Source organism: Streptomyces sp. NPDC041191 (assembly GCF_055591945.1).
Window position 1 is genome coordinate 25711 of record NZ_JBVIZC010000011.1, and the last position, 16625, is coordinate 42335.

The window sequence follows — 16625 nt, forward strand, 5'->3', positions numbered from 1 at the left end:
GCCGACGGGGCGCGGGGGACGGGGTTGACCCGGCCCCTCGTCGTCGTCATGGTGATCACCCGGGGAACTGGGAGCACCCTCCCGCTCCCCGGAACCACGGCGTTCGGGACCCGTGGCCGGGGAATCCCACCGGTTCCCGCCGACCGCCGGGGATCTCACGCACCGGGATCGCGCGTACCGGAACCCGCGGCCCGTCCCGCCGCCGACGAGCGGGGTCCGGCCCGTCGTACGGCACGACGGGAGACGAAGGGGGGAGACCGACCGTGGAGGACAACGACCTTCTGGCCCGGCGCTTCGAGGAGGAACGCGGCCGGCTGCGGACGGTGGCATACCGCGTACTGGGCTCCGTGAGCGAGGCCGAGGACGCCGTCCAGGACGCCTGGATCAAGCTCGGCCGCACCGACGTCGGCGAGGTGGAGAACCTGAGCGGCTGGCTGACCACGGTCGTCGGCCGCGTCTGCCTGGACATGCTGCGCTCACGCCGCTCGCGCCGCGAGACCCCGTGGGAGCACTACGTCCCCGACCCCGTGGTCCGGGTCGTCGACGCCCCCGGCACCACCGCCACCACCACCGCCGTCGATCCCGCGCACGCGGCCGAACTCGCCGACTCCGTCGGCCTCGCCCTCCTGGTCGTCCTGGAGGCCCTGTCCCCGGCCGAACGGGTCGCGTTCGTCCTGCACGACATGTTCGCCGTCTCCTTCGACGAGATAGCGGAGGTCGTGAGCCGCACCCCGGCCGCCAGCCGTCAGCTCGCCAGCCGCGCCCGTCGGCGGGTGCGGGACGCCTCCCCGGCCCCGGCCCCGGACGCACGGCGGCAACGGAAGATCGCGGACGCCTTCCTCGCCGCCGCGCACGGCGGCGACTTCGAGGGCCTGCTCGCGGTCCTCGACCCGGACGTGGTGCTGCGCGCGGACGGCGGCCGGGTCCTCGCGGGCGTCTCCAAGGTGGTGCGGGGCGCCGGGGCCGTCGTCGCGCAGGCCGTCATGTACGCGAGGTTCCGGCAGGCGGTGCTGCCCCTGGTGGCCAACGGCGCACCGGCGTTCCTGTCGGTGGCCGACGGGCGCCCGAGCGCACTCATGGCGTTCACGATCGCCGGCGACCGGATCGTCGAACTCCAGATCCTGGCCGACCCGGAACGCCTCACGGCCCTCGGCCTCACGGAGGAGGAACTGGCGCGAGCGAGGTAGGGGGCCTTCCGCCGCGGGGCCGGGGGTTCCGGCTCGGCGGCCGGCGCCCGAACCGCCCGCCCGGCAGCCGTCACGCCCCGAGGGCCGCCCGCAGGTCCGCCCGGCGGCGGGCCAGGGAGGCGCCGGCCGTCAGGGAGACAGCGGCGCTGGCGACGCCGAGGACGGCGCCCGCCGCCACGTCGCCCGGGTAGTGCACACCGGTGTGGACCCGGGAGTACCCCACCGTCGCCGCCAGGACGCCGAGGGGAACGGCGGCGGCGGGCAGCACCACCCCCGTGGCGGTGGCGAAGGCGACCGCCGACGCGGTGTGCCCCGAGGGGAACGAGGCCGAGTCCGGCATGGGGACGTGTCGGCCCGCCACCACCCGGGCCGCCTCGCGGTCCGGTCGCGACCTGCGGACGAGCCGTTTGCCCAGCAGGTTCGCCGTGGCCGAGGCCACCGCGACCGCGCCGATCCCGACGAGCGCGGCCCGGCGCGGACGGCCCGGGAAGAGGGCGAGCGCCGCCGCGATGGCGAGCGAGATCTTGGAGTGGTCGGCCGCCGTGGAGAGCCGGCGGAGGGCCGTGTCGAGGGTGGGCGTGGGCGTGGCGGCCACGGCGGCGTACACGGCACCGTCGACGGCCCGGAGGTCGCGCAGGATGTCCTGGGCGGTCCCGGCGGCCGTGTGGCCGGTACCGGCGTTCGGACGGACGGTCCCGGTGGTCGTGTCGTCGGTCATGCGCCGCTCCTCGGGGGCTCGGTGGTCGGGGAGTGTGGTCGGAGATCCGGTGCCGGTGGGCCCGGTACCGGTGGGCCCGGTGCCGGTGGGCCCGGTGCCGGTGGGCCCGGTGCCGGTGGGCCCGGTGCCGGTGGGCCCGGTGCCGGGATCAGTGGGCGGAAGAGCGGTGGAAGGCCAGCTCGGTGATGCGCCGCCAGTCCAGGGGCGGTTTCGGGGGTGTGGTGCCCGGCCGGTCGCGCGGGACGAGCACCCGCAGGGCGCGCGGGCGGAGGGTGCAGACGACCGGGGCGGGCAGGGTCAGGGCCTCGCCGTCGACGGCGACGGAGAGAGGGCCGTCGCCGCTGTCGCAGGTGACCTCGACCCTGCGGGCCGTCAGGACGTTCAGGCCGGCCGCCTGGGTCCCCCGTACCGCCAGCTCGGCGGCCTGCACCGCACCCTCCACCCGGATGCCGATCACACCGAGTTCGCCCCCGTCGAGCCGGGGTCTGCGGGCGGGGGCGGTGCTGAGCGGATCGGGTGTGGCGTACGGATTGTTGCTGATCAGGAGCGCCTGCTGCGCGTCGAGCGGGGTGCCGTCGACGGTCGCGTCGATGCGGTCGCCCTCTCCCCCCTGGAGCAGGTCGGGAAGGGCGTCCAGAGCGGTGCCGGCCTTCGCGTCGCGGTACTCGGGGTGCTGGACGACGTCCGCGTACACCCCGAAGGAGACGGTGTTGACGAAGGGCCGGCCGGCGACCGTACCGAGATCGACCCGCAGCTCCTCGCCGTCGGTCAGCGCGTTCAGGCAGGTCGAGGGGTCGGCGCGGTCGAGGCCGAGGTCCAGGGCGAAGTGGTTGCGGGTGCCGGCGGAGACGACGAGGAACGGCAGGTCGTGCTCGGCGGCCACGGCGGCGACGAGCGCCTGTGTGCCGTCGCCACCGGCCACACCCAGGAGGTCGGCGCCCTCGGCCACGGCCCGCCGGGCGAGTTCGGCGACGTCGGTGTCCTCGGACGGGTCGAGGAGGATCACCCGGGCGCCCCGCTCCTCGGCGCGCTCGACGAGCCCGAAGCGCTCGACCTTCCCGCCCCCGGACTTCGGGTTCATGATCAGGACGGGCTTCGCGGGCCGGGCCGCCGGCGCGCCCCGCATCGGCTCGGTCCCGTCCACCCCCGGACGGCGCAGGGCGGACCGGGCGCAGGACAGGGCCGCGCCCCAGAGGGCGAGGGCCACGAGGGCGTTCACCCAGACGCCCCCCACGACGTACAGCGTGAGGACCGTGACGGGCGCGGCCACCGTGAGCAGCGCGCCGAGCAGCCGCAGCGGTCCCCGATGGGCCAGGAACCACCAGACGCCCACGGCCGACAGGGCGAGTCCCACCAGCCCGGCCACCAGGATCAGCACTCCGCCGCCGCCCAGCGCCGTCAGCAGGACCACGACCGCCGCCAGCGCCGCGAGCAGCGCGCAGCGCGCCAGCCAGCGGGCCGCTCCCACCGGATCACCGGAACCGCTCACCGTCACCGACCCCACCTCCGCATTCCGTTCCCACCTTTCCCCACGCCCTTCCGGCCCGCGCTCCGACCAGGCCGTTCGGGGGCGGGGGTCCACGGGAAAAGGCTCTCCCGGGAGTGATGACCTCCCGGTGGCCGGGCCGTCTCTCCTTCCGTACCCCGCGGCCTGCCTACCCCACGCAGCGGAAACCACCCGGAAAACCCTGAAACCCCGCGGCGCGGAACCCTGAGTCCGGGGAGCCGGAACCCCGGGAGATCCCCGAGGCCGCCGGAGAAGACGGCTCTGTGCGCCCCGGCGTCGGCGGGTCCGTCCGCCCCATCACCGGCGGGTCCGTCCGCCCCGGCGCCGCCGTCCGGTTTCCGGCCCCGTCCCGGACGCCGGAAAGGGCGGCGGGTGCCGTTCTCGTCCGGGAGCCCGCCCCCGTACACGCGCGAACGGCCCCGTACGCGCGCACGCACGTACCCACGCGAGGGGGTGGTTCAGACGGAGACCCGCGGGTGGGCCGGGTCGAGGTGGTGGATGGTGACCCGGTCGGCGTGTTCGGCGAGCAGGTCCCGCAGTTCGGCGGCGGCGGTTTCGACGAGGTGCCCGTCGCGGGCGGCGTGGAGGGTTTCGAGGATGAAGGCGACGTGGGTGGAGTCCTCGGTGACGCGGGTGCGGTGGGCGTCGCGGTGGTTCCAGTGGCGGGTCAGTACGCCGTCGTCGTCGGTGTAGACGATCTCGCCGGGCCCGGGGGTCTCCGTGACGTCGGGCTCGCCGAGCGGGGTGAAGCTCTCGGTGCCTTCGGCGCGGCGGATCTCGACGTCACCGGCGACGTGGCCGAGGTCGAAGGCCCCGGCGGGCAGTCCGTGCCGGACGGAGACGGCGTTGTAGGAGTCGACGGCCGGGTTGATCCGGGGCAGGGTGCCCTTCTTCGCGAGGCGGCGGCCGAGGGCGTCGACGCTGGGCCGGACGCGGCGGGGGTTGGTGCCGAAGGAGCGGTAGGCGGTGTGCCACGCCTCGACGCGCGGGTCGGTCTCGTCGGCGGGCTGCCAGGTGCCGTCGGCGAGCTGTCGTTCCAGGTCTTCCAGGGCGACGGCGGTGGCGGGCCACGGTTCGCGGCCGCGCAGGCCGGTGGCGGTGACGACGGCGGCGAGGGTGCCGGGGAAGGCTTCGGCGACGGCGGGGGTGAGGTGGAAGACGGTCATCGGAAGGGTCCGTTCCGGGAGGTGGGCGGGGCAGCGGGCCGGGCGGCGGGCTGGTGGTGCGGCGGTGCGGCGGTGCGGCGGTGCGGCGGGGTCGGGCTTTCCAAGGGCTGACGCGGTGCGGCGGGGTCAGGCTTTCCAGAGGCCGACGCGGTCCAGGCGGCGCAGTTGCTGGGCCGCGGCGGACGCGTCGGGGCCGGTGCCGCGTTCGGTGAGCCGGCGGGCGGTGTCGGCGCGCTGCCCGACCGGCTTGTGGTCGTCGTACTTGAACTTCGCCCGTACCTCGGTGACGTCCAGGCGCAGGCCGCGGATGCCGGACAGCATCCGCCCGTAAGGGGGTCGGCCGGCCTCGACGGGGGCGTGGTCGCCCTCGGGCTGGAAGTGGGCCATCTGGCGGCGCAGCAGTTCGGCCTTGGCCTCGGGGTCGTCGACGATCGTGGCCCGGCAGGTGAACTGGACGGCCGCGTAGTAGCTGGTGGGAACACCGTCGGTGGCCGGGGTGCCGGGCGCCGCGCGCCAGGGCCCGGGGACGAAGGCGTGGTCGCCGATGACGGTGAAGGTGACGTCGGGGGCGGCCTCGACCGCCTTCCAGACGGGGTTCGGCCGGGCGAGGTGGACCAGCAGACCGGCGCCCTCGACGGTGAAGTGGGTGGGCACGACGACGGGCGGGCCTCCGGACGGGCCGTTGACGCCGAGGACGCCGAAGTCGTGACCGTCGGCGATCCACGCCTGCCACTCGGCGTCGTCCAGGGCGGCGTCCCAGGGCTGGATGAACATGTGGAGGTCCTTCCGGGGCGGTACGGGGTCAGGCGAGGGCGAGGAGGCTGACGGCGACGGCGGCGGCGCCCAGGCCGACCAGCTGGCCCCGGTGGACCCGTTCGGCGAGGACGCCGCGGGCGAGCAGGACGGTGCCGGCCGGGTACAGGGCGGTGATCACGGCGACGACGGCCAGGTCGCCGCCGCGGGCGGCGAGCAGGAAGAGCAGGTTGGCCACCGAGTCCAGCACTCCCGCCGTCGCCGACAGGGCGTACGCGGGCCTCTCGGAGCCGAGCCTGCGGTACATCAGGCCGGCCGCGGCCAGGGTGACCGCAGAGGAGACGGCGCGGCCGACGATCAGCGGCCCGACGCCGCTGTCGGACGGCGCCTGGTGCAGGAAGACCAATTGCAGGGCGATGGCGGCCCCGGCGCCGAGGGCCAGCAGCAGCGCGGTGCGCGACGGACGGACCGACTTCGCCCCGTGCCCGGCGCTGACCAGCACCACCGCCGCCAGTGCCAGCGGCAGGCCGATCAGCCCGGCCGGCCCCAGGTGCTCGCCCTGCAGCAGTCCGACGCCGACCGGCAGCACCGCCGAGACCAGCGCGGTGACGGGGGAGAGGACGTTCATGGGGCCGATCGCGAGCGTGCGGTAGAGCAGGGCGAACGCCGCGGCGGAGGCGACGCCGGACGCGGCGCCCCACCCGAGGGTGGCCGGGTCGAACGAGGCGCCGAGGAAGGGCCACAGCAGCAGTTCCACGGTGAGCGAGGCCGGAGCGGCGATCATCACGGTGCGCAGGACGTGGGCCCTGCGGGCGCCGAGACCGCCGAGGAAGTCGGCGCATCCGTAGGCCAGGGAGCTGCCCAGGGCCAGCAGCAGAGCGATCACGGGTACATCCCTTACTATCAATGGAACGACCACACCGTACAACGCATCGACCGGGCCCCGTCAACCGAACGACCGAGCGGTGCAATGCGCCGATCCACCGCCTGGAGGGACGAAGCGATGACCGAGACCGAGGCCGCCCTGCGGACGCTCGCGCACAACGTCAGGGCCGCCCGCCACCGGGCCGGGCTGTCCCTGGACGAACTCGGCCGCCGCGCCAAGGTCAGCAAGGGCGCCCTGGTCGGACTGGAGAAGGCCCAGGGCAACCCGAACTTCGCCACCCTGGTCCGCCTCGCCGACACCCTCGGCGTCTCCGTCTCCACCCTGATGGAGGGCCGGTCCGAGGAACGCGTCCGGGTGGTGGGCGCCGAGGCCGTCATGCCCCTGTGGAAGGGCGAACACGGCAGCGAGGCCCGGCTCATGCTGACCACCGGCGGCCCGGCGGCCACCGAGGTCTGGCGCTGGAAGCTGGAACCCGGCGAGGAGTACCCCAGCCACCCCCACCAGACGGGCGTGACCGAGACCGTCAGCGTCACCGCCGGACGGATGGTGCTCGTGGTCGACGGCACGGAACACCCGGTCGAGGCCGGCCAGACGGCCGCCTTCGACGGCGACACCTCCCACACCTACCGCGGCGCGGGAACCGGGACCTGCCACCTGATCATGACCGTCCACCTGCCGCCCGGGCCCGCCTAGGAAGTGCCGGGCGCGCACCGGACAACACGAAGCGCCCCGACCGGCAGGAACCGGGCGGGGCGCTGAGCACCGGGTCGGGAAAGGCTTCCTGACCCGGTGACGGGTAGGCCGTGTGGGACTCGAACCCACAACCAACGGATTAAAAGTCCTGGTCAGAGCCGGGTGGCTGATGCCGGCCGGTGGTGTGCCGTTCGGAACGGCCTGGTCGGACGGGCTGTCCGGCGCCACGCGATCCGGACGAAACCGGGCTGTGCCGGAGCGTCCGCTCACGCATCGCTCACGCACGGACGGCGCTGCGACCCACCGTCGACGTCGATCCTGTGAGTAACCCAATCGAATGAATCCAACATATGGAGTCCGGTTATTCCACCGGTCACGCTGGTACCGCCAGCTGCAACCGGTCCGCAGAGGCCCGGAGGACATAGCGGGTCATCCAGGTTTCCTGGCTCGTCCAGAGTGTGGCGTGCCCACTCAGCGACCCTAGTGTGCCTCCCGATGCGCGAACACGGATGCGACTCCCGGCCGGCCCGGCAGCGACGGCGGACTTTGGACAGTGGGTTTGTGCACGGGTTGAGCCTGGAGGTTTCGTGGGCCGGACCGGTACGAGGTCCGGCCCCCTCAACCGTCAGAGAGTCGAGTCGGCCAGCCGTCGGGGCTTCCGCGGGACGTCGTGCCTGCCTGCCGTTCGGCTGTCGCGCATCAGAGTGTGCTGGGTGTCGACCAGCCGGGGTGTCAGCCGCAGGGGGACCTCCTGCACCGGGTGAAGGAGACCGTCGTCACCGAGTTCCGCCCGCCAGACCCGGTAGTCCAGCTCGGAGTAGGCGGGATTGACGCCGATCTCCCCTTTGGGGAAGGTCCCGTTGAAGGGCAGCGCGATGTCCATGTGGTTCCAGTAGTTCCATGCCTGGACGGCCTTGTACGCGTCGAAGAAGTGGTAGAAGTCCGGGTACCGGTGGAAGCGGCGCAGCTCGCGGTGGATGAGGTGACCCAGGAGCGGACCGAAGACCTCCGCGACGTGGTCGAAGTCCCACCGGATGCGATGCCACGGCTCAGCGCTCCGCTCCGGGCCGAGGAAACGCGCGATGGTCAGGTGGCTGATGCGCGCCGTGAGGTGGGCTCGGGCATGGGCCGCCTCGATGCTGGGGTCCACCTGGCCCAGGATCTGCTCCAAGAGGGCGAAGCCGGGACGGAACCGCGCCAGGTCGAAGTGGCCCGCCGTACCGGGAAACCCCTCGAACAGTACTTTCTTGTAGAGCCAGTTGTTGAACTCTCCCTGCTCCGCCAACCGCTGGGTGTGAGGCGAGCGGGAGTACAGCATGAGGTACTCCGACAGGGCCTCGAAGTAGACGTAGCCCAGGACGGGGAGCCGGGGGATGGTCTCGGAGAGGAGGCGGGGGAACGCTTCGTGCTCTGCCGGTTCCGGTCGGTGGGCGATGGCGGCCGCCAGGCCGAGGAAGTCCACCGAGTTCTTCACCCGGCTCACCACCGCTTCGCGGAGCTCGCACCGCTCCGCAGGTCCCAGGAGATTCTCCAGCTCGCGGTAGTTGCGCAGGTGGATCGGGCCCAGCCGGAGGTAGTCGATGCCGGCCAGACCGCGGTAGCCGTGGCGCGGCGTGTTGATCTCCAGGACCAGCGGAGTCGTGACCTGGCCGGAGAACGGGGAACGGGCCAGGGAGGCGGGCGCCTCCCTGGTGAGGACGTACTCGGCGAGGTTGTGCATGCGCAACCCTCCGGACGTGGGCGTGAGCGGTGCGCAGTAGAGGCTTCCCACCAGGCAGCCGCCCGACGGCCGGAGCGTGCCGTTGTGCATGATGCGGTCGAAGGAGTGGGTGACGTGGAGCAGGTGCTGGGTGTTCCCGCCACGCAGCGACGCGAACATGGCGTTGTCGGTCAGCAGGGCTCCTTGAGGAGCCGTTTCGGCCAGCCGGGCGTTCCACGCCACCGTCTGTTCGGCGAGCGGGTCGGAGCGGTGGGCGGCACCCGGCCCCGCGGGCGCGGAGTAGGAGACGTGGGCGTCGGCCCACATGCCGTGGAGGTCGGGGTTGCTCATGGGGTGATCACTCCTAGGTCGAAGCAGAGCTGAACAGCTCCGTTGTCTTCTTCGGGCTCCGTCGGCTGGTCCCGGGTGGTGGGCAGGACGTACTCGGTGGCCTTGCGGGCCAGGTGGAGCGGGAGCGGCAGGGCGAGCAGGGGCGCCCGCCCGGGTGACTGCCGCAGCCGGTGGGCGAGGGTCGCCCACAGCTCGGGGTCGTCGTCTGGGAGGCATCCCGCGACGACGATCTCCAGCAGCCCGGGGTTCCACGCCGACCGGTCGGTGTCGATCGTGGTACCCGTCTTTCCCTCCTTGGTGTAGGAGCGGAAGGCCCAGCGCGACGCCATGACGGAAACCTTCGTGCCCGGCCCCGCTTTCTCACCGGTGCTGCCGAACACCCGGTTCTGCGGATCGTGGCCGGGCGGTCTCCACAGCCCGGTGGTGATGCCGAACCTCTCCTCTTCTTCGCCGTCGTCCGAGGTCTGCGGTCCGTGGCCCCACCACTGGGGGGTTTCGGTGTCGGTGCTGTCCCGGACCCGGACCAGGCGGAGCCCGGGACCCTGAACGGCGAGCCGTTGGGCCGGCCGGCCGTGGAGCCGGACCCTGTCCGGCTCAATGTGGCCATCCTGCAGCCACGGCCACAGCCGACGAGCGTTCTGGGCGTGGACCAGCAGCAGGGTCGGGCGATCGCGCAGACCGAACAGGACCTCCTGCACGGCGTCCGCCACGATCCTCCGATGTCGTTCGGTGGGGCTGTTCCGGTCCTCGTCCTGATCGGGGCCGTCACTGTCCTCCGCCTCGGTGGGGCCGCCCGCACCGTCGGAGGGCGACTCCTCGTCGGAATCATCGGCGGTTGGCAGTTCGGCCGATTCGGCCAGGCGCATCAGGAGCGTCGGGTACGGGACCCACTCGCCGGTCCTGACGTCCCAGCCGGTGATGCGTTCTGGGGCGGGGTCGCCGGGGCGCACGCGGACGGCGATCGGCACGAGATCCGCCCGCCGGGTCGGACCATCCCGGCGCCGCTTGACCAGCCACAGGGCGGCATACTGGGTGTCCGCAGGGATCTCCGGGCCGAGGCCGTGGGCGGGTACGGCACGGTGACCGAGCTGACGGAAACCGTCCGTCCAGCACGCTTCGAGCTTCCTGGCCCTGGCCTTGTTCACGTCCGTGGGCTTGCCCGGCACCCGGCGCGGGTTCACCACGAACTGGGTCACCCGCCCCGCGTCCCGGAACCCCAGCCGCAGGGCGAACTTGGGGTCGGCGGAGCGTGGAGCGTAGGCGTCCTTGGCGTGGATCTCCAGCAGGGCGAGCGAGGCGCGGTCGCCCGCCGGCGCGGCGGGCAGGCGCTGCACGACCTGAGCACGACGATCCGCGATGGCCGCGTGCAGGGCGCTGGTCCTGCTCTGGTCGGCGGGGGAGAGGGTGAGGCTGTCGGCGAGCCCGCCGATCCGCGCCAGGCGCAGTTCCACCGCGAGCTCGGGCGTCTGCCACGAGAGCGTCTCCCCGTCCGGGGAGGGTGCTTCCCCGGCAGGTTTCCGCACGGGTTCTCCGTCGAGGCCGAGCAGGGTGGCGAGTGCCTGTACACCCGCGTCCCTGACGGGCTCGGTGAGCCAGAGGAACTCCGCCCGGAAGGGGTTTCCCGCCAGCAGCTCGGCCATGTCCCGACGACGTTCCATGGTTTCCCGCGTGTCCGGGTCGAGGGCTTCCCCGGTACGTCGCCCGGTCGGTCTCCGTACCGTGGACCAGCGGTTCGCCCGCACCGGGTCCGGTGCACGACGCAGTCCTTCGGGCAGGGCCTGCTCGAACCATTCCGTGAGCGGGACGCGATCACCGGGCATCAAACCGGCCTTCACCCCGTGTGAGCCCATCGGCGCGCTGTGCACCACGGCGGCAGTGACTCCCCCCGCGCCGGCGAGCCAGCGGGTCGGGTCGCCGGTGAGGCTGTCGGGCTGGGGGAACGGCTGTCGCAGCCGCAACCGGGAGAGCATTCCGTCTGGCCCGCCCGCCTCCCATCGGCGGGCGCGAAGCGCGCGGTCGTACCGGAGACGCCCCACGGAGAAGCGGGCGGAGGCCCGTCTCTCCGGGCCGTCGTCGATCCACGGAGCGTTTGCCAGCAGGTAGACGGAGGCGGCGCGACGGGGCGGGAGGTACAGGCCGTTCGGCCCGGTCCGCGTCGCCCACCGCCGGACACCGCACCGCAGGTGGACCCGGAACTCCGGGGAGAACGGGACGGTCTGGAGGGTCAGCGTGAGGAGGGCCGAGAACCACCACGTCCGCCCGTCGCGGTCCTCGTACCGGTCGGGCGGCCAGGAGAGCAGCTCGGCGCCCCGCTCGGAGGGCCGTCGGGCCACACCGCGGAATCCCAGGGACCCACCGGGGTAGGAGAACGAGTCCAGTTCCAGGGCCAGACCGGCGAGGACGTCGGGGAGCAGCTGGTAGAGCCGCCCGTCCGGCTGCGCCGTACCGGCGGCCGTCGGCGTCCGGGCCAGCATCGGGACCTCGCACCGCTCCCAGCGGAGTTCACCGGGACGTAACGCGTCGAGCGCCTCGCGGACCGCCTGCCGGTGCTCGGGCTCGGGACGCAGGTCGTTCACCCAGGCGTGCATCAGTGTCGCAAAGACGTCCGCGGGAACGGGGCTGCGGGCGTACAGCCACGGCTCGTCGTGGGAGACGTCGAGCCATTTCGCCACCGAGACCACTTCGGGAGCCAGCGCCTGGAGGAGCGAGTTGAGACGGCCGACCGGGACGGCGAGGCAGTCGTCCGGCCGCTTGAGTCCCAGGCGGTAGAGATCGAGGAGCAGCCTCCGCCGGGACCGGGGAAGGGCCAGCGTGTAGTAGGGGACGGTCCACTCGGCGTCCGGGTCGGGGACGTAGCCGGCGAGTCTGATGGTGTCGTAGCGGGTCACAGGATTCCTCATGCCGTGCGGCGCGGCGCGTCCGGCCGGTGGGTGGGGATGTTCTTGAGTGCCAGGTAGAGGGGCTCGTAAAGGGTCTGTACCAGCTGCCGCTGGTCGAGGGGGAGCGGCCCGTCGTCGTCGAAGTACGGGGCGAGGACGTGAACCATGCTGGCGAGCAGTCCGGTGCGGAAGGTGTCGGGCCCCAGGCCGGCGGCCTCGCGTTCGGCGAAGCGGGAATCCACGAAGACGACCCGGGCCGGGACCCCGCCCCGCACCAGCCGCCCGATCACCTGCCACATCACGACCAGCCGGTCCCAGGTGAAAGCGGCCTTGTCCTCGTCGTTCAGGTGCCGCCAGGCCATCTTCCGGGTGAGCAGGTGGCGCCACCGGATGCGCGCCTCCCGGCGAAAGGCGCGTCCGGCCCGGTCGAGGTCCGGAGCCGAGGAGACCAGCTCGTCGAATCCGCCATCGGCCACCAAGCGGGTCACCCAGCTGTTGATGCCCTGGACCGCCAGGCCGATGTCGTGCGGTCGGGGGTGGGGCCGGGCCAGGAAGAAGACCGAGCCGATCGCCGCCTGTCCGGCATCGTTCAGGATGTTGTGCCCGCGTTCCACGGACATGAGCGGTGCGATGAGGATCTCGGCGTCCATGGAGCCGAAGGAGGAGACGTCGCCCCGCCGCAGCGTCCCTGGCTCGGTGACCGTGGACGGATCTCCCGGCGTGGCCCCGCCGAAGGAGATCTCCAGCTCCGCGTCGTCCGCGATCAGCCGGCGCACCTTTCCCTTCCAGCGGGGGATGGTGTCGAGGAGCTGGAAGCCCCGGCGGGCCTCCTCGTACGAGCCGACGAGCACCAGCAGGCGCTTCCTCCTGGCGCTCCCGATCAGGTTCAGTTCCTGTTCGAAGTCGCTCTGGAGCTGGTCTCCCCGGGGCCGGGCGAGACCTTCGAGCATCAACTCCAGGACCTTGGGCCGGCGGTCGGGCCGCATGCCGGACAGGTGGAGGGGTTTCCCGTCGGGCCCCGGGATGAAGATCTTCCGGAAGGAGGTGCGGCGCAGCGCGCCGCGTTCCTTGGTGGAGGATTTCAGGATGGCGTGGACCGGCACCATCACGTGGGCGCCCACCGCGGTGCCCGCCCAGCTGGTCCCCGACATCAGGAGGACGTTGGCCGGCGGGGCACCGTCGAGCGAGGACACCTCGTGCAGTGAGGTCAACAACGAGCGTCCCACTCCGGCGCAGCGGAAGAAGCGGAGCACGGCGCTGCCGGAGCCCGGTACGGCGTCCGGCTCCTCGGTGAGGAACTGGAATCCGAGGATGTTGCCCATCGGCGACTCCGGGACGAGGGGGCCGTAGTCGAGCGGGGGCCGGCGGGACAGCTGGTTGTCCGTCGATTCCAGGTTGAGTGCGGCCTCCACCGTCGGCCACAGCTCGGTGAGGACGTCGAGGCGCTGCTGGAGTACCCCGAGCAGCAGGGTGAACTCGAACCGCATGGTCTCGTCGAGGAGTTCGTCTGCGGAGGAGGGAGCGATCCCGGACAGTCGCCGCAGTGCGGCTTCGGCCCTGGCACGGGTGCGGTCCTCGTCCAGGGTGTGCAGCAGGTCGTGGGCGAGGCCCACCAGCTCGGCGAGTTCGGAGGAGTCGGGATGGACGCCCCCGAGGGGCTCGTCGCGGAAGGCGTCCAGCACCTCCATGACCGCGGTCCGACGTGCGTCGTCCGGGTCCGCCGGCTCCTCACCCTCTCCAGTGCCGTGGGTGTCGGGGTCGTCCGGGTCGTCCTCCTCGGAGGGTTCTTCCTCGAATTCGTCGTCCGTCTCGTCGTCGGCCTCGTCCTGGGCGTTGCGGCCGTCAAGGGCGGAGCGGTCCCGGAACCAGTCCTCGACCAGTTTCTGCTGGAGGGTCCAGGTGCTGAAGTAGTCGGCCTGCACCCAGGCACGGAGCCTGGGGTGGCGCATCAGCATCGAGTACAGCCGGTTGGTAGCGGCGACCGACGCGGTCAGGGCGGAAGACCAGCGGTCCACGTCCGTGTCCGACAGTTGCAGGCGCCCGTTCCGGGCGAACTCGTCGGTCGTGTGGGCCTGCAGTTCGTCGAGCCAGGAGTCCGGGGACCGTCCGACGAGAGTGGCGGAGGGTACGAACATCGAGTCGAGCTGCATCTGTACGCGATCGGCCTCGTCCACGATGATCAGGTCGCTCCGAACGCACGCGATCTCCAGGAACCGGGCCCGCTCCCGGTTCTGGTGCCGGGGGGCCAGTCCGTAGAGGAGGCTGGCGGGGTTGGCCACCCAGATGTCCGCGTCGACCAGGTCGTGGGCGCCGCGTTGCCGAGGGCACCCCGACCACAGGGGGCAGCCGTACCCGGTGTCCGACCGGCCGGTGCCCGTCTCGCCGGGCCCGTCGGCGGTCGGCCCGGTCGGTGGTTCCGGGGTCGGCGCGTCCGTCCCGGTCGGCTCCTGCACAGCCGTTCGCGGGTCCGCCGGGTACAGGCGGGTGCAGGGCGATTCGAGAATGTCCAGGGGCTGGTGTGCCTCGGTACCACGCAGGGCGTCGAGCGGACAGGCGGTGCTCAGATAGGTGAAGTGCCTGGCTTCGTGGCCGAGCAGAGACGTCGCGCCGGCGCCCGCGAGCCTGCGGTGCATGCGCTGGGTGTTCCGGGCCCGGGTGGAGGACCCCAGCACGGGAGCGACCTTCAGTTCCAGCGCACCGAAGAGGGCCACCAGCGTCAGCTGTTCGGCGACGTCCCCCACGACAATGGTCACCTTCCGTCCTTGCCGGACGACCTGGACGGTGAGCACGTCCCGCAGTGTGCTCTTGCCGGCGCCGACCATGCCCACCAGGTGGAAGAGACCGGCGACGGACAGTTTCCGGCTCGGCCGGTAGGCCGTTCCTCCGGAATCGAGCACGTCCAGTTCGACTCGCTGTACCCGGTTGTGCCAGGTCTTGCGCGGGTCGGTGATCCCCAGCCGCTCGTCCATCCACGCGGCGGTCGCCAGCAACTCGTCCCAGGTCGTCTCGATCGGGAGCCCCACGCCGGGAGGGCGCAGGAGGCCGTGCGGCCGGGCGGCGCCGACCGGGAGGTGTTCGGGCAGCCGGACGGAGGTGAGGAGCTTGCCCTGCGGGAAGCGGTAGGATCTTCCAAGCCCGGCGATCTTCAGCCGCTGTCTCAGGTGGAAGGGGGGAGCGGCGGTGAGGGCTCGTTCGTACGTCCTCCAGCGATCGGAGGCGATGGCCGGTTCCTGCCGTTGGGCAGGTGCGTCGTGGTCGCTGATCAGGTAGCCGCGCACCTCGGCGGGGAAGGACGCGTACTGCCGCAGCGCGCGTTCCCAGGTGCGGGGGCGCCGGAGCATCCACAGCAGGTGCCGTGCGACCCGGAGCATCCTCTCCCGCTCCGGTGTCCGGCCCCCGACCAGGGCGAAGGGATAGCCTCCGAGGACCGTCCACGCGGCGCGGGCCGGCTCGCCGGGGCAGAGGCGTTCCAGCAGGTAGAGCCCCAGCTCCACCCGGAAGAGGCGGGTCGCTCGGATCGGGCCGCGGTCCTTGGGCCAAGCGGCGCGGACGCGGGGGGAGAGCTCGGCGAACCAGGAGCTGCGGTCACGCATCAGAACAGTCCCTCCGGTGCTTCCCCGGGCGCGACCGGGGCGATGTCCTCGTACGGGCGGCGGGCGGCGACCAGTCGCCGCGCGGTGCGGAGCAGCTCCCGGTCGGTCACGAGTTCCGGCGACGCGGACGGCCGGTAGCGCTCGAAAACCGTCCGAAAGCCGGGGTGATCGCGGAGCCTGCCGGCCGGTATCACCCATAGGCAGCGGTCGTACGGGGGGTCGGGCGGTGGCGGGGTGGCCCTGCGTCCCAGCAGTGCCGGGCTCGCCCAGTCCTTGCAGTCGACGGCCAGGATCGTGCCGCCGGGGAACCGGACGCGCATGCCGTACGCGCCGAAGCCGGGCCACAGTTCGACCTCCGCCCCGATGTCCGTCAGTTGGTCGGCCAGCCGCTTCTCCATGAGGCCGGGCGCCGACACCCACTGGCGCAACGGCCTGATCAGCAACTGGACTCCGCCGCCTTCGTCGGCCCGGTATTCGCGTCCGCGTCGGACGGTGCCGGTCTCGCGGCACCGCCGCTGCTCGCACCACAGCCCGCCACCGGTCGTGGGGTGCAGCAGGCCGTGACAGCGCTTGCAGGAGACGTAGCTGCGTCGTTCCCGGTCGAGGTGGCCGGCCGGTGCCGGCTGGTAGACGTCGTACAGCAGGTCGCCGAGCGAACCCAGGTCGCTGCTCGCCGCCGCGGGGAGGGTGGCCAGTTCACGGTGGGTCAGTACGGGCCGCCGCACCAGCAGGAGGCGGAAGGCCCGGTACGCCTCCGGGTACTTCTCCTCGCGGCAGCGCTGGGCCACGACACTCATGTGGTGCTGCCCGGAGTACCGGGCCGCGGAGTCCTCCGCGTCCACAGCCCATTCGTAGCAGATCTGGGTCGGCTGGCGGGTGGCCTCGTCGAGGAGCCGGGCCTCCGGCGGCACCACGTCCGGCGGCAGCGTGACGGGCCAACGGTCCAGCGGACGGCGCGCCGCCCATTCGGCGAGTTCGGGAAGACTCTCCGGGGGGCGTGCCTTGAGCAGCAGGCAGGTGAGGACCGTGGCGTTCAGGGCCCGCTGCGCCTCCTCGGGGTACGGCACGGCGGACGCCGTCCCCGGGTCGCCTGCCTCGCTGAGGCGGACCATGGCGGTGGCGACGCTCCGGAGCAGGAGTACGCCGTCCGCTTCCGACCATCGGGCCGTGCGGACTGTCCGGTCGGGGTTCAT

General features: G+C 72.7%; 11 protein-coding genes. 2 read left to right on the plus strand and 9 right to left on the minus strand.

The features are described from left to right. The first annotated feature begins 263 nt into the window (after window positions 1-263). A complete protein-coding gene (locus tag ACZ6AQ_RS21930; protein ID WP_468761543.1) occupies window positions 264-1187 on the plus strand; it encodes a sigma-70 family RNA polymerase sigma factor in 924 nt (307 codons plus the stop codon). 70 nt (window positions 1188-1257) lie between these two features. Here the strand turns inward: ACZ6AQ_RS21930 and ACZ6AQ_RS21935 are convergent, their stop codons facing one another. The 5 genes from ACZ6AQ_RS21935 to ACZ6AQ_RS21955 form a co-directional block, all read right to left on the minus strand. Continuing rightward, a complete protein-coding gene (locus ACZ6AQ_RS21935; RefSeq protein WP_468761545.1) occupies window positions 1258-1905 on the minus strand; it encodes a phosphatase PAP2 family protein in 648 nt (215 codons plus the stop codon). A 148-nt stretch (window positions 1906-2053) separates the two neighbouring features. Next, entirely contained in the window at window positions 2054-3400 is a 1347-nt protein-coding gene (locus ACZ6AQ_RS21940) for a diacylglycerol/lipid kinase family protein (RefSeq protein WP_468761547.1), read from the minus strand. Window positions 3401-3870: 470 nt separating this feature from the next. After that, complete coding sequence (locus tag ACZ6AQ_RS21945) at window positions 3871-4578, minus strand: B3/B4 domain-containing protein (protein ID WP_468761549.1); 708 nt, start codon at window positions 4576-4578, stop codon at window positions 3871-3873. A 126-nt stretch (window positions 4579-4704) separates the two neighbouring features. Continuing rightward, window positions 4705-5352 carry an FMN-binding negative transcriptional regulator gene (locus ACZ6AQ_RS21950; RefSeq protein ID WP_468761551.1) on the minus strand — a complete coding sequence of 216 codons (648 nt, stop codon included), beginning with the start codon at window positions 5350-5352 and terminating at the stop codon, window positions 4705-4707. 28 nt (window positions 5353-5380) lie between these two features. Continuing rightward, the gene (locus tag ACZ6AQ_RS21955) at window positions 5381-6217 is read right to left on the minus strand and encodes an EamA family transporter (RefSeq protein WP_468761553.1); all 837 of its coding nucleotides are present in this window, start codon (window positions 6215-6217) and stop codon (window positions 5381-5383) included. Between the two features lie 117 nt (window positions 6218-6334). Between ACZ6AQ_RS21955 and ACZ6AQ_RS21960 the strand changes: the two genes are divergently transcribed. Beyond that, window positions 6335-6910 carry a helix-turn-helix domain-containing protein gene (locus ACZ6AQ_RS21960; protein ID WP_468761555.1) on the plus strand — a complete coding sequence of 192 codons (576 nt, stop codon included), beginning with the start codon at window positions 6335-6337 and terminating at the stop codon, window positions 6908-6910. A 625-nt stretch (window positions 6911-7535) separates the two neighbouring features. On the opposite strand, the gene ACZ6AQ_RS21965 is transcribed toward ACZ6AQ_RS21960, so the two are convergent. From ACZ6AQ_RS21965 to ACZ6AQ_RS21980, 4 genes are read right to left on the minus strand one after another with little or no spacing between them, the layout of a single operon-like run. Then, window positions 7536-8960, minus strand: coding sequence for a hypothetical protein (locus ACZ6AQ_RS21965; protein WP_468761557.1), 1425 nt, complete (start codon window positions 8958-8960; stop codon window positions 7536-7538). Next, complete coding sequence (locus ACZ6AQ_RS21970) at window positions 8957-11848, minus strand: pPIWI_RE module domain-containing protein (RefSeq protein ID WP_468761559.1); 2892 nt, start codon at window positions 11846-11848, stop codon at window positions 8957-8959. Before ACZ6AQ_RS21970 ends, ACZ6AQ_RS21965 begins: the two co-directional genes overlap by 4 nt. Before the next feature lie 8 nt (window positions 11849-11856). Further along, window positions 11857-15432, minus strand: a complete 3576-nt coding sequence (locus ACZ6AQ_RS21975) for a pPIWI_RE_Z domain-containing protein (protein WP_468761561.1) — start codon at window positions 15430-15432, stop codon at window positions 11857-11859. Beyond that, window positions 15432-16625, minus strand: a complete 1194-nt coding sequence (locus ACZ6AQ_RS21980; RefSeq protein WP_468761563.1) for a pPIWI_RE_Y domain-containing protein — start codon at window positions 16623-16625, stop codon at window positions 15432-15434. Before ACZ6AQ_RS21980 ends, ACZ6AQ_RS21975 begins: the two co-directional genes overlap by 1 nt.

Excerpts from the sequence above, each read along its gene's own strand:
- ACZ6AQ_RS21950 (WP_468761551.1), bottom strand. The coding sequence starts at position 5,352 with ATGTTCATCCAGCCCTGGGACGCCGCCCTGGACGACGCCGAGTGGCAG.
- ACZ6AQ_RS21935 (WP_468761545.1), bottom strand. The coding sequence starts at position 1,905 with ATGACCGACGACACGACCACCGGGACCGTCCGTCCGAACGCCGGTACC.
- ACZ6AQ_RS21975 (WP_468761561.1), bottom strand. The coding sequence starts at position 15,432 with ATGCGTGACCGCAGCTCCTGGTTCGCCGAGCTCTCCCCCCGCGTCCGC.
- ACZ6AQ_RS21945 (WP_468761549.1), bottom strand. The coding sequence starts at position 4,578 with ATGACCGTCTTCCACCTCACCCCCGCCGTCGCCGAAGCCTTCCCCGGC.
- ACZ6AQ_RS21980 (WP_468761563.1), bottom strand. The coding sequence starts at position 16,625 with ATGAACCCCGACCGGACAGTCCGCACGGCCCGATGGTCGGAAGCGGAC.
- ACZ6AQ_RS21960 (WP_468761555.1), top strand. The coding sequence starts at position 6,335 with ATGACCGAGACCGAGGCCGCCCTGCGGACGCTCGCGCACAACGTCAGG.
- ACZ6AQ_RS21965 (WP_468761557.1), bottom strand. The coding sequence starts at position 8,960 with ATGAGCAACCCCGACCTCCACGGCATGTGGGCCGACGCCCACGTCTCC.